General features: G+C 70.2%; 17 protein-coding genes. 9 read left to right on the top strand and 8 right to left on the bottom strand.

Annotation, left to right across the window (positions count from 1 at the left end; all coding sequences use genetic code 11):
- Positions 1-33: 33 nt before the first annotated feature.
- The gene (locus tag JR065_RS09535; RefSeq protein WP_206233847.1) at positions 34-1524 is read right to left on the bottom strand and encodes an MFS transporter; all 1491 of its coding nucleotides are present in this window, start codon (positions 1522-1524) and stop codon (positions 34-36) included.
- Positions 1525-1708: 184 nt separating this feature from the next.
- Positions 1709-4660, bottom strand: coding sequence for a TonB-dependent receptor (locus JR065_RS09530; protein ID WP_206233846.1), 2952 nt, complete (start codon positions 4658-4660; stop codon positions 1709-1711).
- Between the two features lie 520 nt (positions 4661-5180).
- Between JR065_RS09530 and JR065_RS09525 the strand changes: the two genes are divergently transcribed.
- From JR065_RS09525 to JR065_RS09490, 8 genes are all read left to right on the top strand, one after another.
- Positions 5181-6479 (top strand): MFS transporter, encoded by a 1299-nt coding sequence (locus JR065_RS09525; protein ID WP_206233845.1) that lies wholly within the window; start codon positions 5181-5183, stop codon positions 6477-6479.
- 231 nt (positions 6480-6710) lie between these two features.
- Positions 6711-8129, top strand: coding sequence for a glucuronate isomerase (gene uxaC, locus JR065_RS09520; protein ID WP_206233844.1), 1419 nt, complete (start codon positions 6711-6713; stop codon positions 8127-8129).
- Between the two features lie 236 nt (positions 8130-8365).
- Entirely contained in the window at positions 8366-11113 is a 2748-nt protein-coding gene (galB, locus tag JR065_RS09515; RefSeq protein WP_206233843.1) for a beta-galactosidase GalB, read from the top strand.
- An 83-nt stretch (positions 11114-11196) separates the two neighbouring features.
- Complete coding sequence (locus JR065_RS09510; protein ID WP_206233841.1) at positions 11197-12390, top strand: endo-1,4-beta-xylanase; 1194 nt, start codon at positions 11197-11199, stop codon at positions 12388-12390.
- Between the two features lie 83 nt (positions 12391-12473).
- Positions 12474-13511 (top strand): SMP-30/gluconolactonase/LRE family protein, encoded by a 1038-nt coding sequence (locus JR065_RS09505; RefSeq protein ID WP_206233840.1) that lies wholly within the window; start codon positions 12474-12476, stop codon positions 13509-13511.
- Positions 13512-13603: 92 nt separating this feature from the next.
- Positions 13604-14065, top strand: a complete 462-nt coding sequence (locus JR065_RS09500) for a DMP19 family protein (RefSeq protein ID WP_206233838.1) — start codon at positions 13604-13606, stop codon at positions 14063-14065.
- A 37-nt stretch (positions 14066-14102) separates the two neighbouring features.
- On the top strand, positions 14103-14606 hold the full coding sequence (locus tag JR065_RS09495) for a YfbM family protein (RefSeq protein WP_206233837.1): 504 nt from the start codon (positions 14103-14105) through the stop codon (positions 14604-14606).
- Between the two features lie 132 nt (positions 14607-14738).
- Complete coding sequence (locus tag JR065_RS09490; RefSeq protein WP_206233836.1) at positions 14739-14876, top strand: hypothetical protein; 138 nt, start codon at positions 14739-14741, stop codon at positions 14874-14876.
- Positions 14877-15049: 173 nt separating this feature from the next.
- On the opposite strand, the gene JR065_RS09485 is transcribed toward JR065_RS09490, so the two are convergent.
- Complete coding sequence (locus JR065_RS09485) at positions 15050-15691, bottom strand: TetR family transcriptional regulator (protein ID WP_206233835.1); 642 nt, start codon at positions 15689-15691, stop codon at positions 15050-15052.
- Positions 15692-15861: 170 nt separating this feature from the next.
- Between JR065_RS09485 and JR065_RS09480 the strand changes: the two genes are divergently transcribed.
- A complete protein-coding gene (locus JR065_RS09480) occupies positions 15862-16446 on the top strand; it encodes an O-methyltransferase (RefSeq protein WP_241093511.1) in 585 nt (194 codons plus the stop codon).
- An 82-nt stretch (positions 16447-16528) separates the two neighbouring features.
- On the opposite strand, the gene JR065_RS09475 is transcribed toward JR065_RS09480, so the two are convergent.
- The 5 genes from JR065_RS09475 to manD form a co-directional block, all read right to left on the bottom strand.
- Positions 16529-16891, bottom strand: a complete 363-nt coding sequence (locus JR065_RS09475; RefSeq protein WP_206233833.1) for a hypothetical protein — start codon at positions 16889-16891, stop codon at positions 16529-16531.
- A 38-nt stretch (positions 16892-16929) separates the two neighbouring features.
- The gene (locus tag JR065_RS09470) at positions 16930-18393 is read right to left on the bottom strand and encodes a mannitol dehydrogenase family protein (protein ID WP_206233832.1); all 1464 of its coding nucleotides are present in this window, start codon (positions 18391-18393) and stop codon (positions 16930-16932) included.
- 307 nt (positions 18394-18700) lie between these two features.
- On the bottom strand, positions 18701-21442 hold the full coding sequence (locus JR065_RS09465) for a glycoside hydrolase family 3 protein (protein WP_241093510.1): 2742 nt from the start codon (positions 21440-21442) through the stop codon (positions 18701-18703).
- A gap of 3 nt (positions 21443-21445) precedes the next feature.
- Positions 21446-23113 (bottom strand): glycoside hydrolase family 43 protein, encoded by a 1668-nt coding sequence (locus JR065_RS09460; protein WP_206233854.1) that lies wholly within the window; start codon positions 23111-23113, stop codon positions 21446-21448.
- A 35-nt stretch (positions 23114-23148) separates the two neighbouring features.
- Complete coding sequence (manD, locus tag JR065_RS09455; RefSeq protein WP_206233831.1) at positions 23149-24408, bottom strand: D-mannonate dehydratase ManD; 1260 nt, start codon at positions 24406-24408, stop codon at positions 23149-23151.
- Between the last annotated feature and the right edge of the window lie 8 nt (positions 24409-24416).

The raw sequence follows: 24416 nt of genomic DNA, 5'->3' as shown, positions 1-24416 counted from the left end.
GCGCGGTCGTGCTCCGGGGGGATCGTGTCGGGTTCAGCCGATGGCGCCGGAGGGCGCGCGCAGGCGGCGCGCCTCCAGCTCGCGCTCGATGCGCGCTTCCATGGGCTTGTTGATTTCGTAGAGGAACAGCGCGGCCACGCACAGCAGGAACGGGATGGCGCTGTACACGCTCACCGCCAGGCGGATGCCGTGGGTGACGGCGGCGCTCTGCTGCGGCAGCGCCGCGTCGTAGCCGTAGAACGCCAGGATCGCCGCGACCAGCGCGCCGCCGACGCTCAGGCCGATCTTCAGCCCGCACATCATCGCCGAGAAGATGATCGCGGTGGCGCGGCGGTGGTTCTTCCATTCCGAGTAGTCGGCGACGTCGGCGATCATCGCCCACAGCAGCGGGATGGTGATGCCGTAGAAGAAGCCGTGCAGGATGTAGGAAGCGAACACCAGCGCGATGGCGTCGGGCGGATACAGGTAGAACGCCAGCAGGAACAGCGTCGACACCAGCAGCGCGGCGCCGAACACGTCGCGCTTGCCGAAGCGGTCGGCCAGGGGCTTGGAACAGCCGATGCCGACGATCATGAACACGATGCCGCCGGCGCTGAACGCGCTGAACGCGGAGGTGGGCGCGTCCTGCGGCCACTGCAGCGCGGCCAGGCCGGCGCGGGTGGTCATCGCGTTGGCGCCGGCGATCAGCGTGTTGAAGCCGCTGCCGTCGAGGAACCGCGACAGCGCGCCGGCGTCGAGGTAGTACTTGAAGTAGTAGACGTACATGCCGCCCTTCATCGCCAGGTTGACGAACACCAGGATGGTCAGGGCCAGCATCACCAGCCACGGCTTGTTGCGCACCAGGTCGGTCAGGTCCTCGCGCACGCTGGAGGCGCGCTCGGACAGCGGCAGCACCCGTTCGCGGGTGGTGAAGAAGGTGATCAGGAAGCACAGCGTGCCGGTCGCCGCGAACAGCGCCATCGCGTTGTGGAAGCCGCGCGCCTTGTCGCCGTCGCCGAGGATCAGCACCAGCGGCAGCAGCAGCACCTGGATGATGAACTGCGCGATCATCACCGCCACGAAGCGGTACGAGGACAGGCTGTTGCGCTGGGCCATGCTGCCGGTGAGCACGCCGCTCAGCGCCGAGTACGGCAGGTTGTTGGCCACGTAGACCAGCATCAGCAGCGAGTAGCTCGCCAGCGCGAAGACGGTCTTGCCGCGCTCGCCGAGCTCCGGCGTGGTGAACGCCAGCAGCGAGGCGGCGCCGAACGGGATCGCGGTCCACAGGATCCACGGCCGGAACTTGCCCCAGCGGCTGCGGGTACGGTCGGCGAGGATGCCCACCAGTGGCGTGAACACGAACGCGCCGAGCAGGCCGACGACGAAGATGATGCTGGCGGCCGACGAAGCCGGGATCTTGTAGACGTCGGTGTAGAAGAACGCCAGGAAGGTGATCAGGGTCTGGAAGATGATGTTCGCGGCCAGGTCGCCGAGGCTGTAGCCGATCTTTTCCGCGATCGAGAGGCGGTGCGCGGTGGGGGTCATGGACGGGAGCCGGTGATGGGGGCGTTGCTCCCCTCTTCCGGCGGAAGAGGGTCCGCGGACGAGGGTACGGCGAAGTCGGCGCCCCGCGAGGCGCGGAGCGGGAGAGGCGACCGTCCGGGTCGGCGCTCTCCCGCCCGCGGCGGCGCGGCGGTGTCCTGGGCGTAGGCCATGGCCGCGGCGGAGATCAGAACGAACCGCGGATGCCGAGCATGATCGTGCGTCCGGGCTTGTACAGGTCGTAGGTCGCGTTGGGATACTGGAAGGTGGTGCGCAGCGGCTCGTCGGTGATGTTGGTGACGTTGAGGGTGATCTGCGGGGCGGAGCGGATCCACGACAGCGTGTAGCTGGCCGACAGGTCCAGCTGGCCGCGCGCGTCGGACATCAGCCGCGCGTCCGGGATGCCGTTCTGGTTGGCGCCGGAGATGACCATGTCGTCGTTCCAGGCATAGGACATGCGCACCGAGGTGTTGTTCTTCTCCCAGTACACGGTGCCGTTCCACAGGTTCGGCGCCACCCCCACCGCCACCGCCTGCACGCCGTCGCCCTCGGACTCCTGCTTGACGTGGGTGTAGTTGAGGCTGAAGCCCAGGCCGTCGAGCAGGCGGTCCAGCGGCTGTACCCAGATCGCCTCCACGCCGCGGATGTTGAGCACGCCGTCGGCGTTGACCTGGGTCTGCACGTCCACCGTGGCCGCGTTCGGCCCGCCGCGCTGGTCGATCGCGGCCTGCTGGGTCGCGGTCAGGTCGGCGTACGGCACGCCCAGGTCGAGGAACGGGATGCGGCGCACGCCGTTGACGGTGAAGCCGTCGATGCGCTTGTTGAACACGGTCAGCCCGACGAAGCCTTCCGCGCCGGTGTACCACTCGCCGCCGATGTCCACGTTGGTCGACAGGTACGGCGCCAGGTTCGAGTTGCCCTGGGTGGCGGTCTGCGCCGACGGATCGCTGAAGTTGGTGTTGGGCAGCATCGCGCTGGGATCGGGCCGGGTCAGCGTGCGCGAGCCGGACAGGCGCAACACCACGCTGTCGGCCACGTCCCAGGCCACGTTGAACGAGGGCAGGATCTCCTTGTAGTCCGAATCCTGCGTCTGGTAGCGGCGCACGCCGCCGACCGTCACCGGGCCGCTGATGGTCTGGTCGGTGGTGACGTAGCGCACGCCGGCGTTGAAGCGCAGCGCGCGGTTCCACACCTCGGTCTGCGCATTGGTCTCGACGTAGAAGCCCCAGTTCTTTTCCTCGATCGCGCCGGTGGACGCGCCGGTGTTGGCGGCGTTGGTCTCCGGCGCCGCGTCGCGCAGGGCGTAGTAGTTGGTATCGCGCAGGAACCGGTCGAAGTCCACGGTGATGAAGCCGCCCGGGCCCGGCGTCAGGTACGACGCCAGCGCCGACTGCGGCACCAGCGAGCCGGGGCCGCCGGTGCAGGTGGCGCCGCCGCCGCGGCACACCGCCGTCTCCCAGGCCGCGCTGTTGTCGAAGCCCTGGATCGTGCGCTCGGCCTGGTCGTAGGCGACGCCGACCTTGACGTTGCGCGTGTCCTCGCCGAACTGCAGGTCGGCGCGCCCGCCACGGGTCTCGGTGACGCGCTTTTCGTTGTTGATGTTCAGGCGTCCGCCGGTCCAGCCCCAGCCCAGGTTCGGGTCGTTGAGGTCCAGCGGGCTTTCGATAGACGGCTGGTCGCCGCCCTGGTTGCTGTACTGGACGGTGGTGAACGGCGAGGTCACCAGCACGCTGGGCGATTCGCGGAACATCCAGCTGCGCGTGGCGTTGGCCTGCACGTTGAGCTTGATGTCCTGCTCGGCGCCGAACAGCAGCTCGGCGCCCGGATTGACGCTCCAGAACTTGACCTCCTCGCGGTACGGGCGCGCTTCCAGGAAGTACTGCGCGTTGGCGAAGGTGGCGTCGGTGACGACATTGTTGCCGTCCAGCTGCATGCCCAGCGGGATCATGTTCCCGTTGCGGCCGATCAGGTTCATGCTCAACCGGTCGGTGACGCGCTTGGCTCGGGAGAACAGCGTGTCCAGGTAGAAATGCGCGCTGTCGCTCGGCCGCCATTCCAGCGACATCACCGACGAGTCGCGGTCGCGATCGCCCTGCATGTACACGCTGCGGCCCAGCCGCGGAATCCGCGCATCGCTGATCTGGTCGATGCTCAGCCCCGGGTTGTTCGCCAGCAGCCACGCCGCGTCGATGGTCTGGCCCGGGGTCAACCCGGCGCCGGCGGCGGTGACCGGCACGGTGTCGGGGATGCGCCAGTTGCCGCCGCCGTTGACGTTGCACGCGGCCGGCTGCGCGGTCGCCGGGGTGCCGGCCGGCGGGGTCAGGCCGCACTGGGTGTAGGTCAGGCCGGGATTGGTCCAGCCCACGGTCTCGAAGCCTTCCACGCCGGTCTTGCTGCGCACCGAGGCCACGCCGAACAGCGCGCCGAAGGTGCCGGCGTCGTTGGTCCAGCTGCCCATCAACGCGCCGCGCGGGGTGGTCTTTTCGCTGGTGCTGTTCCAGTCGCCCTGCAGCTGGTAGGTCAGGTGCGTGCCGACCCGGTCGAACGGGCGCGCGCTGCGCATGTCGACCACGCCGGAGACGCCGCCTTCGAGCATGCTCGCGGTCGGCGTCTTGCTGACCGTGAGCTGGGTGAAGAACTCGGTCGGGAACAGGTTGAGGTCGACCTCGCGGTTCTGGTTCTGCGCGTTCATGCCGATCGACGCGGTGGCGATGCTGGCGCCGTTGAGCGTGGTCTTGGTGAAGCTGGTGCCCAGGCCGCGGATGGCGATGTTCAGGCCTTCGCCGTTGACGTCGCGCGAGAGCTGCACGCCGGGGATGCGGTTGAGCGACTCGGCGATGTTCATGTCGGGGAACTTGCCGATGTCCTCGGCGAACACCGTGTCGCTGAAGGTGACCGAATCGCGCTTGGCGTCGGTGGAGAACTGGATGCTGCGGCGATAGCCGGACACGGTCACCGTATCCAGCTGGGTCACCGCATCGCCGGAAGCGGATGCGTCCTGCGCGGGTGCGGCGGGGGCGGGCTGCGGTTCGGCCGCGCTCGCCGGCGCGGTCTGCGCCCAGGCCGGCGCGCCGGCCATGCCCAGCAGGATCGATCCCAGTGCGTACGACAACGTGGTTCTTGCGTAGCTGTGCTTCACCGTAAATCTCTCCCTCGGGTCGTGGATGCCCTGCGAGCGCCCCTGCGCAGGATCTGCCTGCCGCAGGTTGCGACGCGCCGGCAGGTCGCTGCCGGACATCGCATTTCGATCGGGGCGCCGGATGTTAGCGCTATCAATTCTGGATTCTCACGCTGCACGGCAACATAAATCGCCCGCCACGCGCATGCGCAGCGGTCCGGAAACGCTTGCAAGTCCCGCAGTGGCGGCGCATCGCGTCGCCGAAGGCGCACAGGCAGTGGATTTGCGCGAACCCGGCGTGCTAATGGTAGCGCTATCAACCGTGGCCCCGATGCCACGCCATGGGATGGTCGCCTGCGATGAAACGAGCCCGCGAGCACGTCGTTGAGAGGGTGCGGTGCGCAACCGGCGCCCCGCGCCGGACGCAGCGACACCGATACCTGGCGCCGGCGCCACGCGCGCGCGTTCCTTGTTGCGCGCGCGCTCGCACCGCGCCGGCGCATCGCGTATCCGCCGCCGTCGCGCGCGCGAGGAACTCCGCATGAGCGAACCGCTGCCGCTCGCCGCCACGGGGCCCGCCGGCGCCCGCGTCGGCCGTTTCCGCTGGCGGATCTGCGCGCTGCTGCTCGCCGCGACCACCATCAACTACATCGACCGCCAGGTGCTCGGCGTCCTGGCGCCGTTCCTGCAGACCGAGATCGGCTGGAACGAGATCCAGTACGGCTACATCGTCACTGCGTTCCAGGCCGCCTACGCGCTCGGCCTGCTGTGCAGCGGCGCGGTGATCGACCGCTTCGGCACGCGCGCCGGCTATGCGCTGGCGATCGGCATCTGGAGCGTGGCGGCGATGAGCCATGCGCTGGCGACCAGCGTGGTGGGCTTTGCGATCGCGCGGTTCTTCCTCGGCCTGGGCGAGTCGGGCAACTTCCCCGCCGCGATCAAGACCGTGGCCGAATGGTTCCCGCGCCGCGAGCGCGCGCTGGCCACCGGCATCTTCAATTCCGGCTCCAACATCGGCGCGATCGTCGCCCCGCTGCTGGTGCCGGTGATCGCCACCGCGTGGGGCTGGCAGGCCGCGTTCCTGTTCACCGGCGTGCTCAGCGCGGCGTGGCTGCTGGTGTGGTGGCTGAGCTATCGCGCGCCCGAGCAGCAGCCGCGGCTGTCGCCGGCGGAACTGGCGCACATCCGCAGCGACCCGCCCGAGGCGGGACGGCGGCTGTCGTGGGCGCAGGTGCTCGCCCACCGCCAGGCGTGGGCGTTCGTGCTCGGCAAGTTCATCACCGATCCGATCTGGTGGTTCTTCCTGTTCTGGCTGCCCAAGTTCCTGCACGCCGAATACGGCCTGAGCCTGCTGCAGCTCGGCGCGCCGCTGATCGTGATCTTCGTGCTGGCCGACATCGGCAGCATCGCCGGCGGCTGGGTGGCCGGACGCTTCATCGCACGCGGCTGGAGCGTCAACCGCGCGCGCAAGACGGCGATGCTGATCTGCGCGCTGGCGGTGGTGCCGATCGTGTTTGCCGCGCGCGCCGACAACCTGTGGCTGGCGGTGGCGCTGATCGGGCTGGCCACCGCCGCCCACCAGGGCTGGTCGGCGAACCTGTTCACGCTGCCGTCGGACATGTTCCCGCGCCACGCGGTGGCCACCGTGGTGGGCATCGGCGGCTTCGCCGGCGCGGTCGGCGGCATGCTGATCGCCACCTTCATCGGCTTCCTGCTCGAGGCTACCGGCAGCTACCTGCCGGTGTTCCTGATGGCCGGGTCGGCCTACCTGCTGGCGTTGGCGGTGGTGCACGCGCTGGTACCGCGGCTGCAGCCGGCAAGGCTGGAGGAGCGTGCATAGTGTCCGCCGGATGCCGGCACGACGAGCACCCGCGGAGGCGCCACAATGAAAACGATCGGTACCTGCCCGCGCCGTTTCGCGCACGGCGCATGTTCCTGCGCCGGGCAAGTGGCCATGCCGATCCGCGACGGCGGCGGACGCCCGCGCTGAGGCAGCTGCCGCCGCGCGCAACCCGCCGCACCTGAATCCCCCAACGACCGCATCGACCGATTCCACGAGTCCCGAGCCGCCATGCCCACCCCGCCCCTTTCGCTCCACCAGGACCGCCTGCTGCCGCCGGACCCAGGCATGCGCGCGATCGCGCGCCGCCTCTACGCGCAGGTGTCCGGCCTGCCGATCGTCAGCCCGCACGGCCACACCGATCCGGCCTGGTTCGCCGGGGACGCCGCCTTCGCCAACGCCACCGAACTGCTGCTGGTGCCGGACCACTACGTGTTCCGCATGCTCTACAGCCAGGGCGTGCCGTTGGACGCGCTGGGCATCCCGCGCGCGGACGGCACCCGCGCGGCGGTGGATCCGCGCCAGGCCTGGCGCACGTTCGCCGAGCGCTTCCAGCTGCTGCGCGGCACGCCGTCGGCGCTATGGCTCGACCACGTGTTCCACGAGGTGTTCGGCCTGCGCGTGCGGCTGCAGGCCGATAGCGCCGACCTGTACTACGACCGCATCGGCGAGGCGCTGCAGACGCCGGCGTTCCGCCCGCGCGCGCTGTTCGAGCGCTTCAACATCGAGCTGATCGCCACCACCGAATCGCCGCTGGATCCGCTGCAGCATCACGCCGCGATCCGCGCCAGCGGCTGGGGCGGGCGGGTGATCACCGCCTATCGGCCCGACGCGGTGATCGACCCGGAGCACGAGCAGTTCCCCGACGCGCTGCGGCGCTTCGGCGAGCTGACCGGCGAGGACGTGCACGACTGGGACGGCTACCTGCGCGCGCACCGCCAGCGCCGCGCGTTCTTCGCCGCCGCCGGCGCCACGTCCACCGATCACGGCCACCCCAGCGCCGCCACCGCCGACCTGGCCCCGGCGCAGGCGCGCGCGCTGTTCGAGACGGTGCTGCGCGGCGAGGCCACGCCCGCGCAGGCGGAGCTGTTCCGCGCGCAGATGCTGACCGAGATGGCGGCGATGAGCCTGGACGACGGGCTGGTGATGCAGCTGCACCCGGGCTGTTTCCGCAACCACAACCGCGCGCTGTTCGAACGCTACGGACGCGACAAGGGCGCCGACCTCCCGCTGCGCACCGACTACGTGCACGCGCTCAAGCCGTTGCTGGACCGCTTCGGCAACGCGCCGGGCTTCACCCTGATCCTGTTCACCCTGGACGAGAGCACCTACGCGCGCGAGCTGGCGCCGCTGGCCGGGCACTACCCTGCGCTGCTGCTCGGCCCGGCCTGGTGGTTCCACGACGCGCCGGAAGGCATGTGGCGCTTCCGCGAGCAGACCCTGAGCAGCGCCGGCTTCTACAACACGGTAGGCTTCAACGACGACACCCGCGCGTTCCTGTCGATCCCGGCACGGCACGATGTCGCCCGCCGCGTGGACTGCGCGTTCCTGGCCAAGCTGGTCGCCGAGCACCGGCTGGACGAGGACGAAGCGGCGGAGGTGGCGGTGGACCTGGCCTACCGCCTGCCCAAGCGGGCCTACAAGCTGTGACGCAGGCGCGCTGCACTGCGGCCGTGCCCACGCGAGATCCGGCACACGCCGGGCGCATCGGCCCGCATCGCGGCGCGGCCCTGCAGGCCCGCACCCTTGCACGAGGGTTCCCGGACGCGGCGCGGTCTCGCCCCGCCGCGTTCGCAGGCAGGCCGCCGAACGACGAAGCCATCCGCGCGCCGGGACCGGGCCTCGGCCTTCCGGAGACGCAAGCCGGTAGCGCGCGCCGCCGCACGATGCGCACCACAGCGCAGCCGACCTTGCCGCTGCGCCGCGCCCGCGCGCTGCTGCTGGCCCTGGCGGCGCTGGCCGCCGGCACGCTGTGCGCCGCGCCGCCGCAGGCGCCGCGCGAGCGGCTGTCGCTCGATGCAGGCTGGCGCTTCCACCGTGGCGATGCGCCGGGCGTGGGCGATACGCTGGACTACGACGTGCGCCCGCAGGTGGTGCGCAGCGCCGACGGCAAGGTGGCCGATGCGCGTCCGGAGGATGCCGAGCGCGTCGCGTCGCGCAGCCGGCCGGTGCTCAAGCCGTGGATCCTGCCCAGCGGCAACGCCTTCATCGCCGATCCGGCGCGGCGCCACGTCCGTCCGCCCGGCGACCCGGGCAGCGAGGTGGCCTTCGTGCAGGCCGGTTTCGACGACCGCCACTGGGCCGCGGTGGACCTCCCCCACGACTGGGCCATCGCCGGGCCGTTCATCGCCGACGGCCCGTACGGCGGCATGGGCCGGCTGCCGAGCTGGGGCATCGGCTGGTACCGCAAGCGGCTGGACCTCCCGGCCAGCGACCGCGGGCGCTCGATCTTCCTCGACGTCGACGGCGCGATGTCCTACGCCACCGTCTGGCTCAACGGCAGGCTGGTCGGCGGCTGGCCGTACGGCTACAACTCGTGGCGGCTGGACCTGACGCCCTACGTGGTCTTCGGCGGCACCAACCAGCTGGCCATCCGCCTGGACAATCCGCCGGATTCGGCGCGCTGGTACCCGGGCGGCGGGCTGTACCGCAGCGTGTGGCTGACCAAGACCGCGCCGGTGCACGTGGCGCAGTGGGGCACGCAGGTCACCACGCCGCAGGTGTCGGCGCAGGCGGCGACGGTGCGGCTGGCGGTCGCGCTCGACAACGATGGCGCGCAGGACGCGCAGGTGCAGGTCGCCAGCGCGATCTATGCGCTGGATGCCGATGGCGTGCGCAGCGGCGAGGCGCTGGCGCGCACCGCCCCGGTCGCGGCGAAGGTGCCGGCGCGCGGCCGCGCCACCGTCGACGGCAGCGTCGTGCTGGCCAGGCCGCGGCTGTGGGGGCCGCCGCCGACGCAGCGGCCGCACCGCTACGTCGCGCTCACCGAGGTCTCGCAGGACGGCCGCGTGCTCGATCGCTACGAGACCCGCTTCGGCGTGCGCACGATCCGCTTCGACCCGCAGCGCGGGCTGCTGGTCAACGGCGAGCACGTGCCGATCCGCGGCGTGAACAACCATCACGACCTCGGCGCGCTCGGCGCGGCGTTCAACCTGCGCGCGGCGCAGCGCCAGCTGCAGCTGCTGCGCGACATGGGCGCCAACGCGATCCGCATGAGCCACAACCCGCCGGCGCCGGAGCTGCTGGAGCTGACCGACCGCATGGGCCTGCTGGTGGTGGACGAGGTGTTCGACAGCTGGGAGATGAAGAAGACCCCGCTGGACTTCCACCTGATCTTCCCCGACTGGCACGAGCCGGACCTGCGCGCGATGCTGCGCCGCGACCGCAACCATCCCTCGATCGTCCTGTGGAGCGTGGGCAACGAGGTGGGCGAGCAGTACACCGGCCAGGCCGGCGCGGCGATCGCGCAGCGGCTGCAGGCCATCGTGCGCGAGGAGGACCCGACCCGGCTGGCCACCGCGGCGATGAACTACGCCGCGCCGGACATGCCGCTGCCGGCGGCGCTGGATGCGATCAGCCTCAACTACCAGGGCGAAGGCATCCGCGACACGCCCGAGTTCGAGGGCACCGAGCGCATCCGCAAGACGCCGCAGTACCCGGCCTTCCAGGCGAAGTTCCCGCACAAGCCGATCCTCAGCAGCGAGACCGCCTCGGCGCTGAGCAGCCGCGGCGTGTACCTGTTCCCGGTGACGGCCGACAGCAGCGCGCCGGTGCGCGACGGCCGCGGCGGCGATCCGGTGGCGCGCCAGGTCAGCGCCTACGAACTGCATGCGGTGGATTTCGGCGCCAGCGCCGACAAGGTGTTCGCCTCGCTCGACCGGCATCCGTTCGTCGCCGGCGAATTCGTCTGGACCGGCTTCGACTACCTCGGCGAACCCACGCCGTACTACAGCGCGCGCAGCTCCTACTCCGGCATCTTCGACCTGGCCGGCTTCCCCAAGGACCGCCACTGGCTGTACCAGGCGCGCTGGCGCCCGCAACTGCCGATGGCGCACCTGCTGCCGCACTGGACCTGGCCCGGACGCGAAGGCCAGCTCACGCCGGTGCACGTGTTCACCTCCGGCGACGAGGCCGAGCTGTTCGTCAACGGCGTCTCGCAGGGCCGCCGCAAGAAGGCGCCGTATCAGTACCGGTTGCGCTGGGACGAAGTGGTCTATGCGCCTGGCGAACTGCGCGTGCAGGCGTACAAGGACGGACGGCCGTGGGCCAGCGACACCGTGCGCACCGCCGGACCGGCCGCGCGCCTGCAGGCCACGCCGGACCGCGCCGCGATCCGCGGCGACGGGCGCGACTTGGCCTTCGTCACCGTGCGCCTGCTCGACCGCGACGGCCGCCCCGCGCCCACCGCCGGCGACCGCCTGCGCTTCCGCCTGGACGGCCCGGGCGAGATCGTCGCCACCGACAACGGCGACCCTACCGACCTGGAATCGTTCACTTCCCGCGAGCGCAACGCGTTCAACGGCCTGGCGCTGGCGATCGTGCGCGCGCTGCCGGGCAAGACCGGCACGCTCACGCTGCACGTCGAATCCGACACGCTGCAGCCCACCCGCACGCGCGTGCAGGTGCAGCGGTGAGCGGCGCGCACGCGCGACGCACGCAGCGCAGCGCGGGCACGCCCCATCCGCATGCCGCCCACGACCGACGCAGGACCACCGCCATGCCCGCACTGCGCAACACGCTCGTTCCGGCCCTGCTGCTGGCCTGCCTGCTCGGCACCGCGCCGGCCGCCGCCGATCCCGCGGCCGCAGCGCGCACGCCGGCCGGCGCGGCCGCCGGCGCCGGGCTCAAGGACGCCTACGCCGACGCGTTCCTCATCGGCACCGCGGTCAATGCCGACATCGTCTCCGGCAAGGACGCCGCCTCCGCCGCGCTGGTGCCGCGGCACTTCAATGCGGTCACCGCCGAGAACGTGATGAAGGCCGAGGTGGTCAATCCGCGCCCGGGCGTCTACGACTTCGCCGCCGCCGACGCGTTCGTCGACTACGGCCGCCGCCACGGCATGTTCGTGGTCGGCCACACCCTGGTCTGGCACAACCAGACCCCGGACTGGTTCTTCGTCGACGCGCAGGGCCGGCCCAACGGCCGCGACGCGCAGATCGAGCGCATGCGCGCGCACATCCAGGCGGTGGCCGGGCGCTACGTGGGCAAGGTGCAGGCCTGGGACGTGGTCAACGAGGTGATCGACGAGGACGGCAGCTACCGCAAGACCAACTGGGTGGAACGCGTCGGCGACGGCGACGAACTGGTGCGGCAGGCGTTCCGTTTCGCCGCGCGGTACGCGCCGGACGCGCAGCTGTACTACAACGACTTCAACGCCTGGCGCCCGCAGAAGCGCGACGGCATCGTGCGCATGGTGAAGATGCTGCAGCGCGACGGCATCCGCATCGACGGCATCGGCATGCAGGGCCACTGGGGCCTGGACTATCCCAGCCTGCACGACATCGAGGCGGCGATCGACGCCTACGCCGCGCTCGGGGTCAAGGTGATGATCACCGAGCTGGACGTGGACGTGCTGCCATTGACCAAGGAAGGCCAGGTGATCGGCACCGTGATGGCGCACAAGCAGTTCCAGCTGCCGGAGTTCGAGCGCTACCTCGACCCGTACCGCGACGGCCTGCCGGCGGACGTGCAGGCGCAGCTGCGCGACCGCTACGCCGAGCTGTTCCGGCTGTTTTGGCGCAAGCGCGACACGCTGGCGCGGGTCAGCGTCTGGGGCGTGGACGACGGCATGTCGTGGAAGAACGACTATCCCGTGCCCGGGCGCCGCAACTATCCGCTGCTGTTCGACCGCCAGCGCCAGCCCAAGCCGGCGTTCGACGCGGTGCTGGCGGTGCCGGCGCAGGCGCGGTAGCCGGCCCGTCGCGCGAAGGTCGAACCCTCCACCGCGGCCGATGGCATTATCGGCCTGATCCCCTCCACGCCTGGAACCTGACGATGCGACTGCCGACCCGTTTGCTTGTGGCCATTCCGTTGCTGGCCACGCTGGCCGCATGCACCAAGGGCGACCCGCCGCCGGCGCCCTATCCGAGCGTGGGCCGCCTGACCGCGTTCGATCCGGCCTTCGCCGAGGTGGTCGACGCCGGCGCGCGCATCGAGAAGGTCGCCGAAGGCTTCACCTGGTCCGAAGGGCCGGCGTGGGTCCGCGACGGCGGCTACCTGCTGTTCAACGACGTGCCGCAGAACACCATGTACCGCTGGTCCGAGCGCGACGGGCTGTCGGTGTTCCTCAAGCCGTCCGGCTACGCCGGCCCGCCGCTGGACGCCTTGCGCGAGGCCGGCGCCAACGGCCTGTACGCCGAACCCTCCGGCAGCGTGCTGCTCGCCGATTCCGGCACCCGCATCGTCGCCCGGCTCGACCCTGCCACGCGGCGCAAGACGCCGCTGGCCAGCGCCTACGACGGCCACCGCCTCAACAGCCCCAACGACCTGGTACGCCGCAGCGACGGCGTGGTGTTCTTCACCGACCCGCCGTACGGCCTGAAGGATGGAGACAAATCCCCGGTCAAGGAACTGCGCTTCAATGGCGTCTATCGCCTGGACACCGACGGCAGCGTGCACCTGCTCGACGACAGCCTGAGCCTGCCCAACGGCATCGCGCTGTCGCCGGACGAGCGCACCCTGTACGTGGCCAATTCCGACCCGGCGCGGCCGATCTGGAACGCCTACACGCTCGACGCGCGCGGCAACGTCAGCGGCAAGCGCCTCTTCGCCGACGCCTCCGACATCGTCGGCGACGCCAACCCCGGCCTGCCGGACGGCATCGCCGTGTCCACCGACGGCCGCCTGTTCGCCACCGGCCCGGGCGGGGTGATCGTGTTTTCGCCCGACGGCCGCCGCCTGGGCCGCATCGAGACCGGCGGGCCCGTCGCCAACTGCACCTTCGGCGACGACGGCCGCACGCTGTACATGACCTCGCACAAGATCCTGGCGCGGGTGCGGGTGCGGGCGACGGGGTTGGGGTTTGCGCCGTAGCCGGCCGGCCCTGCCCGTCCATTCAATCCAGCCGCCTCGCGCGGCGAACGCAGGCATTGAGCCCCAGGGAAATCATGCGATTCGCGGATGCAATGAAGCAGGACGAACCCGCACATGCGGTCTTCATGGCGGCGCTCGCCGTGGTCTTCGACAAAGGCGACGGAATTACCGAGCATGTCGGCCGCCTTTCCCCCGAAGCGCGACGTGTTTACTTGTTGTGGTGCTTCGACGGAGAGGTACACAATGGCGGCTTCGACCAACTCTTCACAAACTCGCTGGGCAACCATTGCATCGAGATCCTGGGCCATCTGGAGGCCATCGGCGCAGGCAAGTCCCACCACCTTCTGTCCAAGGCAGTTTCGTGGTTTCCGGACTCGTCGCCATCGAAAGACCGCCAGGTCAGGTGGTCGCAACGTGAATCCTTCTCTGGCATGCCCGGGTATGAGGCGGAGATCGACAGGCTGGATGCCGAGTTCTACAAGTACGAGGACAATCTCGGCTCGCTGCTGAACTCGTATGTGGCCCAGCACCCCGATGCGTCGATCGGAGCCTGATATTCAGTTCAAACGTTCGGCCTCTTGGGAGACTTCCATGGCTTGCTTAGGTGTCCATTTCGCGTTGTCGGACGAGGATGTCGCCGTTCTTCTGTCCAAGCAAAGCGACGAAGACCGCCTGGCCTTCGTCCAGGAGGACATCGAGGGGCGCTACTTCGAGCAGCCCGGGACCTACATCGCGCAAAGCGACAAGGCGTGGGATGCGATGCACCGGGCCTTGGCGGATGGTTCGCCCGGCAATGGCGGCGGCACCTATCCGCTGAATCACGTAGTGCTCGGCGGCCGGTCACTGTACGGCCGCGACGACTACATCATGCGCCTCAAGACGCCGGCGCAGGCGGGCGACATAGCGGGTGCGACCTCCGGCATTACCGAAGACCTGTTTCGGGCACGCTATGAGGCCATAGATCCGGCGCAGTACGGGCTCGAGTTGTCCGACGAGGACTTTCGATATACCTGGGGATGGTTCCAGGAGGTTCGCGCCCTGTATCAGACGGCGGCCGCTGAAGGTCGCCATGTGCTGTTTACCGCCGACCAATAGAAGGCGTCAGCGCGTCCGGGGGGAAGCCGCTTCGCGGGCCGGCTTGCGTCGACGGCTGCATCGATACAGGCTTGCCGCGTACCTGCCGGACTTCCATCGCCGAGCGCAGCATGAACGTGTCGCAATGCCTCGATGAAGCGCACCGATTCCACGATACGAATGCTGTTTTCCATGCAGGAACTGCAGCCATGTCGCGGCCAGCCTGCCGGTTGCGAGGCGCAGCCGCAGCGGCATCCGGCATCCATGCGGCCGCTCGCCAATCCCGCCTGAGTGAACCGATTACGACGTGACAGCGCTGCTCGGCCTGGCCTGGTGGTTCCACGACGCACCGAAGGCATGTGGCGCCGGCTTCTACAATACGGTGGGCTTCAACGACGACACCTGCGCGTTCCTGCCGGCGCGCACGCGGCGCATCCGCCGCCGTGTCACGGCTCGCGCCTCGGCTATGCCGCCGAACGCGACGCGAGCCCTTGCAGATACGCGCAGAACATGTCGGCCATGGCATCGGCATAGGCACGGATCTGCGCAGCGCTGCGCGGCGTTTCCGAAAACTCCTTGCCCGCCGCGGCAAGCGTCGTCTTGATCAGGTCACCGGCCAGGGTGCGGGTGGCTGCCGGAACGTCGGGCAGCACCTCGCGCATGAAGCGCCGCAGCGTGCGCTTGCCCGATGCACGCGCCTGCTGCGCCTCGGGCGCGTCGCGGTACAACGGTGCGGCACTGGCCAGCGCCGTGCGCATCTGCGCCTCCTCGCATTCGGAGCGCACGAAGGCGTGCACCAGCAGGCGCAGCCGTTCCAGCGGCGGACGCGGCGCGTCCTCGAGGATGCCGCGCAGCAGGTCGCTGGTCTGCCGCCATTCGTCGCTCTGCAGCCGGAACAGGATCGCCGCCTTGTTCGGGAAGTACTGGTACAGCGACCCGATGCTGACCCCGGCCTTCTCGGCCACCCGTGCGGTGGTGAAGCGCTGCATCCCTTCCTTGGCCAAAACCTGAGCTGCCGCCTCCAGGATGACCGCCACCAGCATAGTGGAGCGCGCCTGTTGCGGCTGTTTTCGCGGGGAAATCCTGGTTTTCTTAGGCTCGGTCATGCGGCGCGCTCAATGCGAATAGCGAATGTGACGGATCAGTCGCATTCTATTCCGGTCCGACGATGGACGCACAAACCGGCAAATATCCAATGACCACCCTGACCACTGCACCCCTCGCTCCCCTGCTCGGCCGCCTGTTCGACGAAGCTGATGCGACGACGGCGACGGCGATGTCCGCATTCGCCGAAATCCCGGCCGACGAGCGCGAGCGCCTGATGCGAAGCAAGACCGACTACGTGGAGTTCTACAGCCGGCTGAAGGAGCTGCCGCTCGCCGTCTCGCGCGAGACCGGCCTGCTGCTGTACATGCTGGCGCGCAGCTGCCGCGCGCGCACGATCGTCGAGTTCGGCACCTCGTTCGGCATCTCCACCCTGCACCTGGCCGCGGCCCTGCGCGACAACGGCGGCGGCCGCCTGATCGGCAGCGAGTTCGAACCGTCGAAGGTGGCGCGCGCCCACGACAACCTGCGCGCCGGCGGGCTCGCCGACCTGGTGGAGATCCGCGAAGGCGATGCCTTGCAGACGCTGCGCAGCGACATGCCCGACGGCATCGACCTGCTGCTGCTCGACGGCGCCAAGGCGCTGTATCCGCAGGTGCTGGCGCTGCTGGAACCGCGCCTGCGGCCCGGCGCGCTGATCGTCGCCGACAACGCCGACTACAGCCCGGAGTACCTGGCTCAGGTGCGCGCGCCCGCGTCGGGCTATCTGTCCATCCCATTTGCGGAGGACGTCGAGCTGTCGATGCGCCTCGGCTGACCGCGATGCGTTCCCGGGCGTGGGGGCACGCATGGGTGGCAGTCCCGCCGGGCGCATAGGCCGGGCAGCCCGCCGATCGACCTCAACCCTCGTCCGGCCACTGGCGAAAATTCACGCACACCGTGGTCTTGTCCAGCATCGCGAACTCGCGCGAGCCCCACGGCTTGAGCGCGACGGTGTTGGCGTTGGGGTGCAACAGCTGCGGCGCGCGCGCGGACATTTCCGCGAAGATCGCGTCGACATCGTCGGTGTCGATGCCCAGCTCCGGACGGTCCTTCGCCGCCCACTCGGGATTCTCGACCAGATAGGCCTTGGCGCCGTCGCGTGCGACGACCGCCATCAGGGCGTCCTGGTACACCACTTCGAACCCCATGCCATCGACGAAGAAGTCGAGTCCGTCCTGCAGCCGTTCGTAGAAGATCTTCGGGATGAGGTTCTTGAACATGGGGATTCCTGCACTGAAGAAGGAAGGCGCGGCGGATGCTACATCGGTGCGAGGGCGTGTCGCGTGCCTGCAGGACTTCCGTCGCCGAGCGCAGCATAAGCGCTTCGCAACGTCTGCGCGAAGCGCGCGTCTTTCGACAGCGGCGCGAACACCGCATCCAGCGCGAGAAATGCACTCACATCGTGCCCGGCATCGCCGGTCGCGCTGCGCCCGATTCCGCTCAACGTCTCGCCCAGCGGATCCACCAGCGCCACGCCGTTGCGCGCCTGCCGCCGCACGAACTGCATCCACGCGGCCAGCGGCAGGCACAGGCGGTCGATGCGGCGTCCTGCGTGCAGGGCGTCGGCGATGGTGCCGAGCAGGCGCACCGGGAGTTTCTGCGAGCCGTCCCAGGCGATCTGCGCCAGGCGGTGGGCGATGGCGGGGTTGCGGAAGCGGGCGAGGATGGCCCCGGCGTAGCGCTGCGGGTCGAAGCCGGGCATCGGCTGCAGGGTGGGCGCGATATCCTCGCGCATCAGGGTTTCGACGAAGGCTGCCAGTTGCGGATGGCGCATGGCGTCGGCGACGGTCTCCAGTTCGAGCAGCGCGCCGAGGTAGGCCAGCGCCGAGTGCGGGCCGTTTAGCAGGCGCAGCTTGGCGCGATCGTAGCCGGCGATGTCGTCGCCGAGGGTGACGCCGGCGCGCTCGAAGCCGGGGCGGCCGTTGCAGAAGCGGTCTTCGATCACCCATTGGCTGTAGCGCTCGCGCTGGATCGGCCAGGCGTCGTGGCAACCCAGTTGCGCGGCGACGCGTTCGCGCAGGGCGTCGTCGCTGGCCGGGGTGATGCTGTCGACCATCGAGCACGGGAAGGCGGCTTCGGTCTCGATCCAGGCGGCCAGTGCCGGGTCGAGGGCGTGCGCGAACTGCAGCACGGCGCGGCGCAGCTTGCCGCCGTTGTCGGGCAGGTTGTCGCAGCTGAGCACGGTGTAGGGCCGGCCGCCGTGGCGAAGGCGTTCGCGCAGGCCGGCGACGAGATAACCGATGGCGCTGTGCGGGGCGTGGGGCGTGGCCAGGTCGTGGACGATGTCCGGATGCGCGAAGTCCAGTTGCTCGCCGGCCAGGCAGTAGCCCTTCTCGGTGACGGTGAGAGTGACCAGGCGCACGGCCGGGTCGGCCAGGCGCGCCAGCACCGCGGCCTGTTCGTCTTGCGCGCACAGCACTTCGCGGATGGCGCCGATCACGCGCAGCTCGGGATGCTCGTCGAGCAGGGCCAGGGTGTAGAGGCCGTCCTGCGGGCGCAGCGCATCACGCACCTGCGCGCTGTGCAGGGAGACGGCGCTGATCGCCCAGTCCGGTTCGTCGGCGAGCAGGTCGTCGAGGTAGACGGCCTGATGGGCGCGATGGAAGGCGCCGGCGCCGAGGTGGACGATGCCGATGCGCACGCGGTCCAGGGCGTAGGTTGGGCGGGCGATGGCGGGCGGCAGGTGGGGGAGCGTGGTGGCGGTGAGGCGCGGTTCGGTCACGGGAGATCCAGGTGGAGGATTTCGGTCTGAGGCATGGTCGGTAAGGCTGTCGGGACTGAAGTCCCTCCCACAGTGAGCGAGGCGAGATGGTGTTTGGTCGATAGGGCGGTCGGGACTGAAGCCCCTCCTACAGGGCGCTGTGGCGGGTGGTGTTTGGTTGGCAAGGCCGTTGGGGCTGACGCTCCTCGTACCGGGGAGTCGGTCGGCTGATGCGTGGTCGGTGAAGTGCTCGGGGCTGAAAGCCCGACGCCATCCATAGCCACGCCTCGGTGGTGCGAGCGGTCACGGCTCGCACCACCGGTCGCGGTCATTGCCGCGGCGATGGCGCCGCCGCGGGCGACGGTTGCACGCTGAAGCGCTGGCGTGCACGTACGTCGGTGCTGGAGGCGCCGACCTGCAGTTCGTAGTCGCCCGCGTCCACGACGTAGGCCTTGCGCGCTTCGTCGTAGATGCGCAGGTCGGCCTGCGGCGAGAGGCTGAAGCTGACCTCGCGGGTTTGGCCCGGTTCCAGCGCGATGCGCTCGAAGCCGCGCAGCTCCTTGCGCGCTCGCTCGCGTTGCGGCGCCAGCGGCTGCAGGTACAGCTGCACCACTTCCTCGCCGGCGCGCTGGCCGGTGTTCTTCACCTTCAGCGTGGCGCGCAGGCTGCCGTCGGCCTGCAGCTTGCTGCGGTCCAGGCGCAGGTCGGAATAGGCGAACTGCGTGTACGACAAGCCATGCCCGAACGGGTACAGCGGGGTGCCGGCGAAATAGCGATAGGTGCGCCCGCGCATCGCGTAGTCGTCGAAGGCCGGCAGCTTCTCGTTTTCCCGGTAGAAGGTCACCGGCAGGCGGCCGCCGGGGCTGGCGTCGCCGAACAGCACGTCGGCCACCGCGCTGCCGCCGCGCTGGCCCGGGTACCAGGCCAGCAGGATCGCCGGCACGTGCTGCTGCGCCCAGTCGATGGCCAGCGCCGAGCCGGTGGTCAGCACCGCCACCACCGGCTTGCCGGTGGCGTGCAGCGCCTGCAGCAGTTCGCGCTGCGGCTTGGGCAGGCGCAGGTCGGTGCGGTCGCCGCCGGCGAAACCGGGATAGTTGACCTTCATTTCTTCGCCTTCCACGTCGCCGGTCAGGCCGCCGACAAACACCACCACGTCGGCGCGGCGCGCCGCGTCCAGCGCTTCTTGCAGCGGCGGCTTGGCGCCGGGTTGGCGCCAGGCCAGGCGCACGCCCGCATCGCGGTCGCCTTCGTAGTACTCCAGGCGCAGGTCGTAGGCGCGGCCGGCTTCCAGGCGCACGTCGACGCCGTCGGCGTGCAGGCGGTCGCTGGCGCTCCAGCGGTCGATCACGCGCTTGCCGTCCAGGTACAGGCGCACGCCGTCGTTGGCGGCCGTCTCCAGGTGGTAGGTGCCGCTGGCCGGCGGCACCAGCTGGCCGCTCCAGCGGATGCTGAAGTCGTCCGCCGGCACCGCTTCGCCCGGCCCGGCTTCGCCGCGCGCGAGCAGGTTGTCGGTGGGCGAGCCGCGGTCCCACTTGAAGCCGATCTGCGCATCCACCCGCACCAGCGCCGGGGTGCCGGACAGGTCGCGGTTGCGGAAGTATTCGCCGCGCAGGCCGCGCTCGGGCGAGTCGGCCGACGGGCGCAGGTACTGCGGTTCGATCAGCGGCGTGGCGGTGGGGTCGTCGCGCCCTTCGACCAGGTCGGCGCCGCGCGCATAGAGCACCTCGGCGTCGGGCGCGGCCTCGCGGATGCCCTGCAGCACGGTGACCGGCGCGGCCGGCGTGCCGTAGTAGTTGCCCAGCAGCGCCATGGTGTCGTCGGCGGTGGGGCCGACCACGGCGATGCGCTTGATCTTCGCTCGCGACAACGGCAGCACGCCGTCGTTCTTCAGCAGCACCAGCGACTCGCGCGCGGTGCGCCGCGCCAGCGCGTCGTGTTCGGGCGACTGGTTCACCGAGGCGGGGATCTGCGCCCAGCGCAGCTGGCCCGGCGGATCGAACATGCCCAGGCGCATGCGCGCGGTCATCAGCTTGCGCAGCGCTGCGTCGACTTCCGCTTCGCCGATCAACCCCTTGCGCACGGCGGCCGGCAGTGTGGCGTACTCCTCGCCGCATTCCAGTTCGGTGCCGTTCTTCACCGCCAGCGCGGCGGCTTCCTCGCGGGTGGCGACGATCTTGTGGTGCTTCCAGATGTCCACGATCGCCCAGCAATCGGACACCACATAGCCGTCGAAGCCCCACCGGTCGCGCAATACGTCGCGCAGCAGGAACTTGCTGGCGCTGGCCGATTCGCCGAACACGCGGTTGTAGGCGCCCATCACCGAATCGACCCGGCCTTCCTTGACCAGCGCCTCGAACGCCGGCAGGTAGGTCTCGTACAGGTCGCGCTGCGAGGGGTGCGCGTCGAAGTGGTGGCGGTCGGCTTCCGGGCCGCTGTGCACGGCGAAGTGCTTGGCGGTGGCATCGAGCTTGCGGTAGGTCTGGCCCTGCGCGTTCTTCGGCGCGTCCGCGCCGTCGGCCTGCAGGCCCCGCACGAAGGTCACGCCCATGCGCGCGGTGAGGAACGGATCCTCGCCGTAGGTCTCCTGGCCGCGGCCCCAGCGCGGGTCGCGGAAGATGTTGATGTTCGGCGACCAGAACGTGAGTCCCTGGTAGCGGCCGTGCTGGCCGCGGCGCAGGAACTCGTGGTGCTTGGCGCGCGCCTCGTCGCTGATCGCGGTGGACACCTCGCGTATCAGCGGCGTATCGAAGGTGGCCGCCAGCCCGATCGCCTGCGGGAACACCGTGGCGCCGCCGGCGCGGGCCACGCCGTGCAGCGCCTCGTTCCACCAGTCGTAGGCCGGCACGCCCAGGCGCGGGATCGCCGGCGCGGCGTTCTGCATCTGCGCGGCCTTTTCCTCCAGCGTCATCCGCGACACCAGGTCGGCGGCGCGCTGCTCGAAGCTGCGCTGGGTGTCCAGGTACGGCGGCGGCGCGTCGGCGGCATGGACCGCGCACGGCGCGATGGCCAGCAGCAGCGCCAGCGCCGAGGCGTGGCGGATTCCCTTGCGCGGGGCAGTATCGGTCTGCATTGCCTACTCCTTGGTGGATCGATCCGGTTCGCGGCGGGCATACGGCCCGATCGTGGCGCCGACGAAGCCGCCGGCCAGGGCGGTGCTGAGCATGCCCGCATCGTCGTCGCGCAACAGCCATTGCCAGCCGCGGCCGTCGCCGGCGTCGAAGGCGAAGCCGTAGCGTCCGCCGTCGCCGGCGATCTTCAGGCGCAGCGTCGGCGCGGTGTCGATGGTGCGGCGGGCGACCGTGCGGGTGGCGGCGCCGGCGCGTTTGTCTACGAACACCTGCATGCGCCCGCCGTCGCGGCGCACGCCGAGCGTGTACCAGGCATCGGCGTTCTGGAACGCCGCCAGCCCCGCGCTGATCGCCGCGTCGCCCGGCGGCGCCAGCACCGTGCTGGCCTCGAAGCGGGTGTGCTGCTGGCGGTGGGCGAGGAAGGCGGGATTGCCGTCGCCGTCCAGGCCGCTGGCGTCCGGCGCCAACGTCAGCCAGCCCGGGCGCGCGCGCAGGTCCCACCAGTCGCGCTTGGGCACGCGCAGGAACAGCCAGCGGCGATCCAGCGCCGGCGCGTCGAATTCGTCGCGCCAGTCGAAGTTGCCGCTCATGGGCGCCTGCGCGGCCGCGGCGCGCAGCCCGGCCGGCCCCGACGCCACGTAGGGAATCGGCTCGCCTGCGGGCAGGATCGACGGCCAGCCGTCGCGCCAGGCGACCGGCAGCAGGAAGGTTTCGCGGCCGGTGTTGTAGCGCTCGCCGGCATACGGGCGGCTGGCCAGGAACAGCGCCCACCACCGGCCATCGGGGCCTTCGACCAGATCGGCGTGGCCGGCGTTGCTGACCGGATCGGCGCGCGCGGGCGGCAGGTCGCGCTGGGTCAGGATCGGATTGTGCGGCGCCGGCGCGTAGGGCCCCCACGGCGCGCGGCTGCGCAGCACCACCTGCGAATGCTGCGGCCCGGTGCCGCCTTCGGCACAGGACAGGTAGTACCAGCCGTCGCGCTTGTACAGGTGCGGGCCTTCGATCCAGATCGGCTTGCTGGCCAGGTCGACGCCGCCGTTGACCAGCACCTTGCGCGGCCCGACCGGCTGCCGCCGCTGCAGGTCGAAGCGCTGCATCCAGATCGCGCGATGGCCTTCGTACAGCGGCTCGCCTTTGGGCGGACCGTTGTTGAGCAGATAGGCGCTGCCGTCGTCGTCGAAGAACAGCGACGGGTCGATCCCGTCCACGCTCGGCAGCCAGTCCAGCGGCGACCACGGGCCGGCCGGGTCGTCGGCGCTGGCGATGAAGTTGCCGCCGCTGTCGACCGCGGTGCCGACCACGTAGAAGCGCCCGCCGTGATGCGCGATCGACGCGGCGAACATGCCGCGCGACACGCGCAGGCCGTCGAAGTCGAGCTGGTCGCGGCGTTCGACCACGTTGCCGACCTGGCGCCAGTGCACCAGGTCGGCGCTCTCGAACACCGGGATCGCCGGAAAGTAGGCGAACGTCGAGTTGACCAGGTAGTAGCGGTCGCCGGCGCGGGCGACGCTGGGATCGGGATAGAAGCCGGCCAGCACCGGATTGCGGTAGTGCCCGGGCGGCAGCGGCGTGGCGAACACCGCGTCGTCGCCGCGGTACTCGAAGCGGTCGAACGCCACCGTGCCCTGCGCCTGCGCCTGCGCCGCGGCCACGGCGGCCACGCACAGCGACAGGCCGGCGACGAATGCGCGCAGCGGCCGCATCGCCGTCACCAGTCCCACATCGCGCCGTCTTCCAGCCGCGCGACCGGCAGTTGCTTGGGCGCGTACGGGTAGCGCGCCGCCAGCGCCTCGTCGATGTCCACGCCGTGGCCGGGCGTGTCCCCGCAATGCAGGCGGCCGTCGCGGAAGCGGTAGTCGTGCGGGAACACCGCGTCGGTTTCCTCGGAGTGGAACATGTATTCCTGGATGCCGAAGTTCGGCACCCAGGTGTCGAAGTGCAGTGCCGCGCCCATGCACACCGGCGACAGGTCGGTGGCGCCATGGAAGCCGGTGCGCACCTGATGCAGGGCGGCGAAATCGGCCAGCCGGCGGATATGGGTGATGCCGCCGCCGTGCACGAGGGTGGTGCGGATGTAGTCGATCAGCTGATGCTCGATCAGGTGCTTGCAGTCCCAGATCGAGTTGAACACCTCGCCCACCGCCAGCGGGGTGACCGAATGCTGGCGGATCAGCTCGAACGACTTCTGGTTCTCGGCCGGGGTCGCGTCTTCCAGCCAGAACAGCCGGTAGGGTTCCAGGTCGCGCGCCAGCCGTGCCGCTTCGATCGGGGTCAGCCGGTGATGCACGTCGTGCAGCAGTTCGACCTCGGTGCCATGGTCCTTTCGCAGCTGTTCGAACAGCCTGGGCGCGGTTTCCAGATAGCGCGGCGTGTTCCAGACCGTCTCGGCCGGCAGTTCGCTTTCGGCAGGTTCGTACGGCTTGGTGCCGGTGGAGATGCCGTAGGCCTTCTTGACGCCGGGCACGCCGCATTGCGCGCGGATGGCCAGGAAACCCTTCTCGCGGTACATGCCGACCTGGTCGCTGGCCTCGGCGATGTCGCGGCCGTTGGCGTGCGCGTACACCAGCGCGCCTTCGCGCGAGCGGCCGCCCAGCAATCGATAGATCGGCATCCCGGCCATCTTGCCGAGGATGTCCCACAGCGCCACGTCGACCGCGGCGATCGCGGTCATCGTCACCGGGCCGCGGCGCCAGTACGCGCCGCGGTACAGGAACTGCCACAGGTCCTCGATGCGCCCGGCGTCGCGGCCGATCAGGTTCGGCACCACGTGTTCCTGTAGGTAGGCGGCCACCGCCAGTTCGCGGCCGTTGAGCGTGGCATCGCCCAGGCCGGTGACGCCCGAGCGCGTGCGGATCTTCAAGGTGACGAAGTTGCGCCCCGGGCAGGTGACGATGACCCGCGCCTCGACGATCTCGCGATCGCGTGCCGAGCCTTGGGCGGAAGTTGCGGTGTCGGAGGTCTGGGTCATCTCGGATC

Source organism: Xanthomonas sp. (assembly GCF_017163755.1).
GTDB lineage: Bacteria > Pseudomonadota > Gammaproteobacteria > Xanthomonadales > Xanthomonadaceae > Xanthomonas_A.
This window is presented reverse-complemented; position numbering and strand designations above follow the sequence as displayed.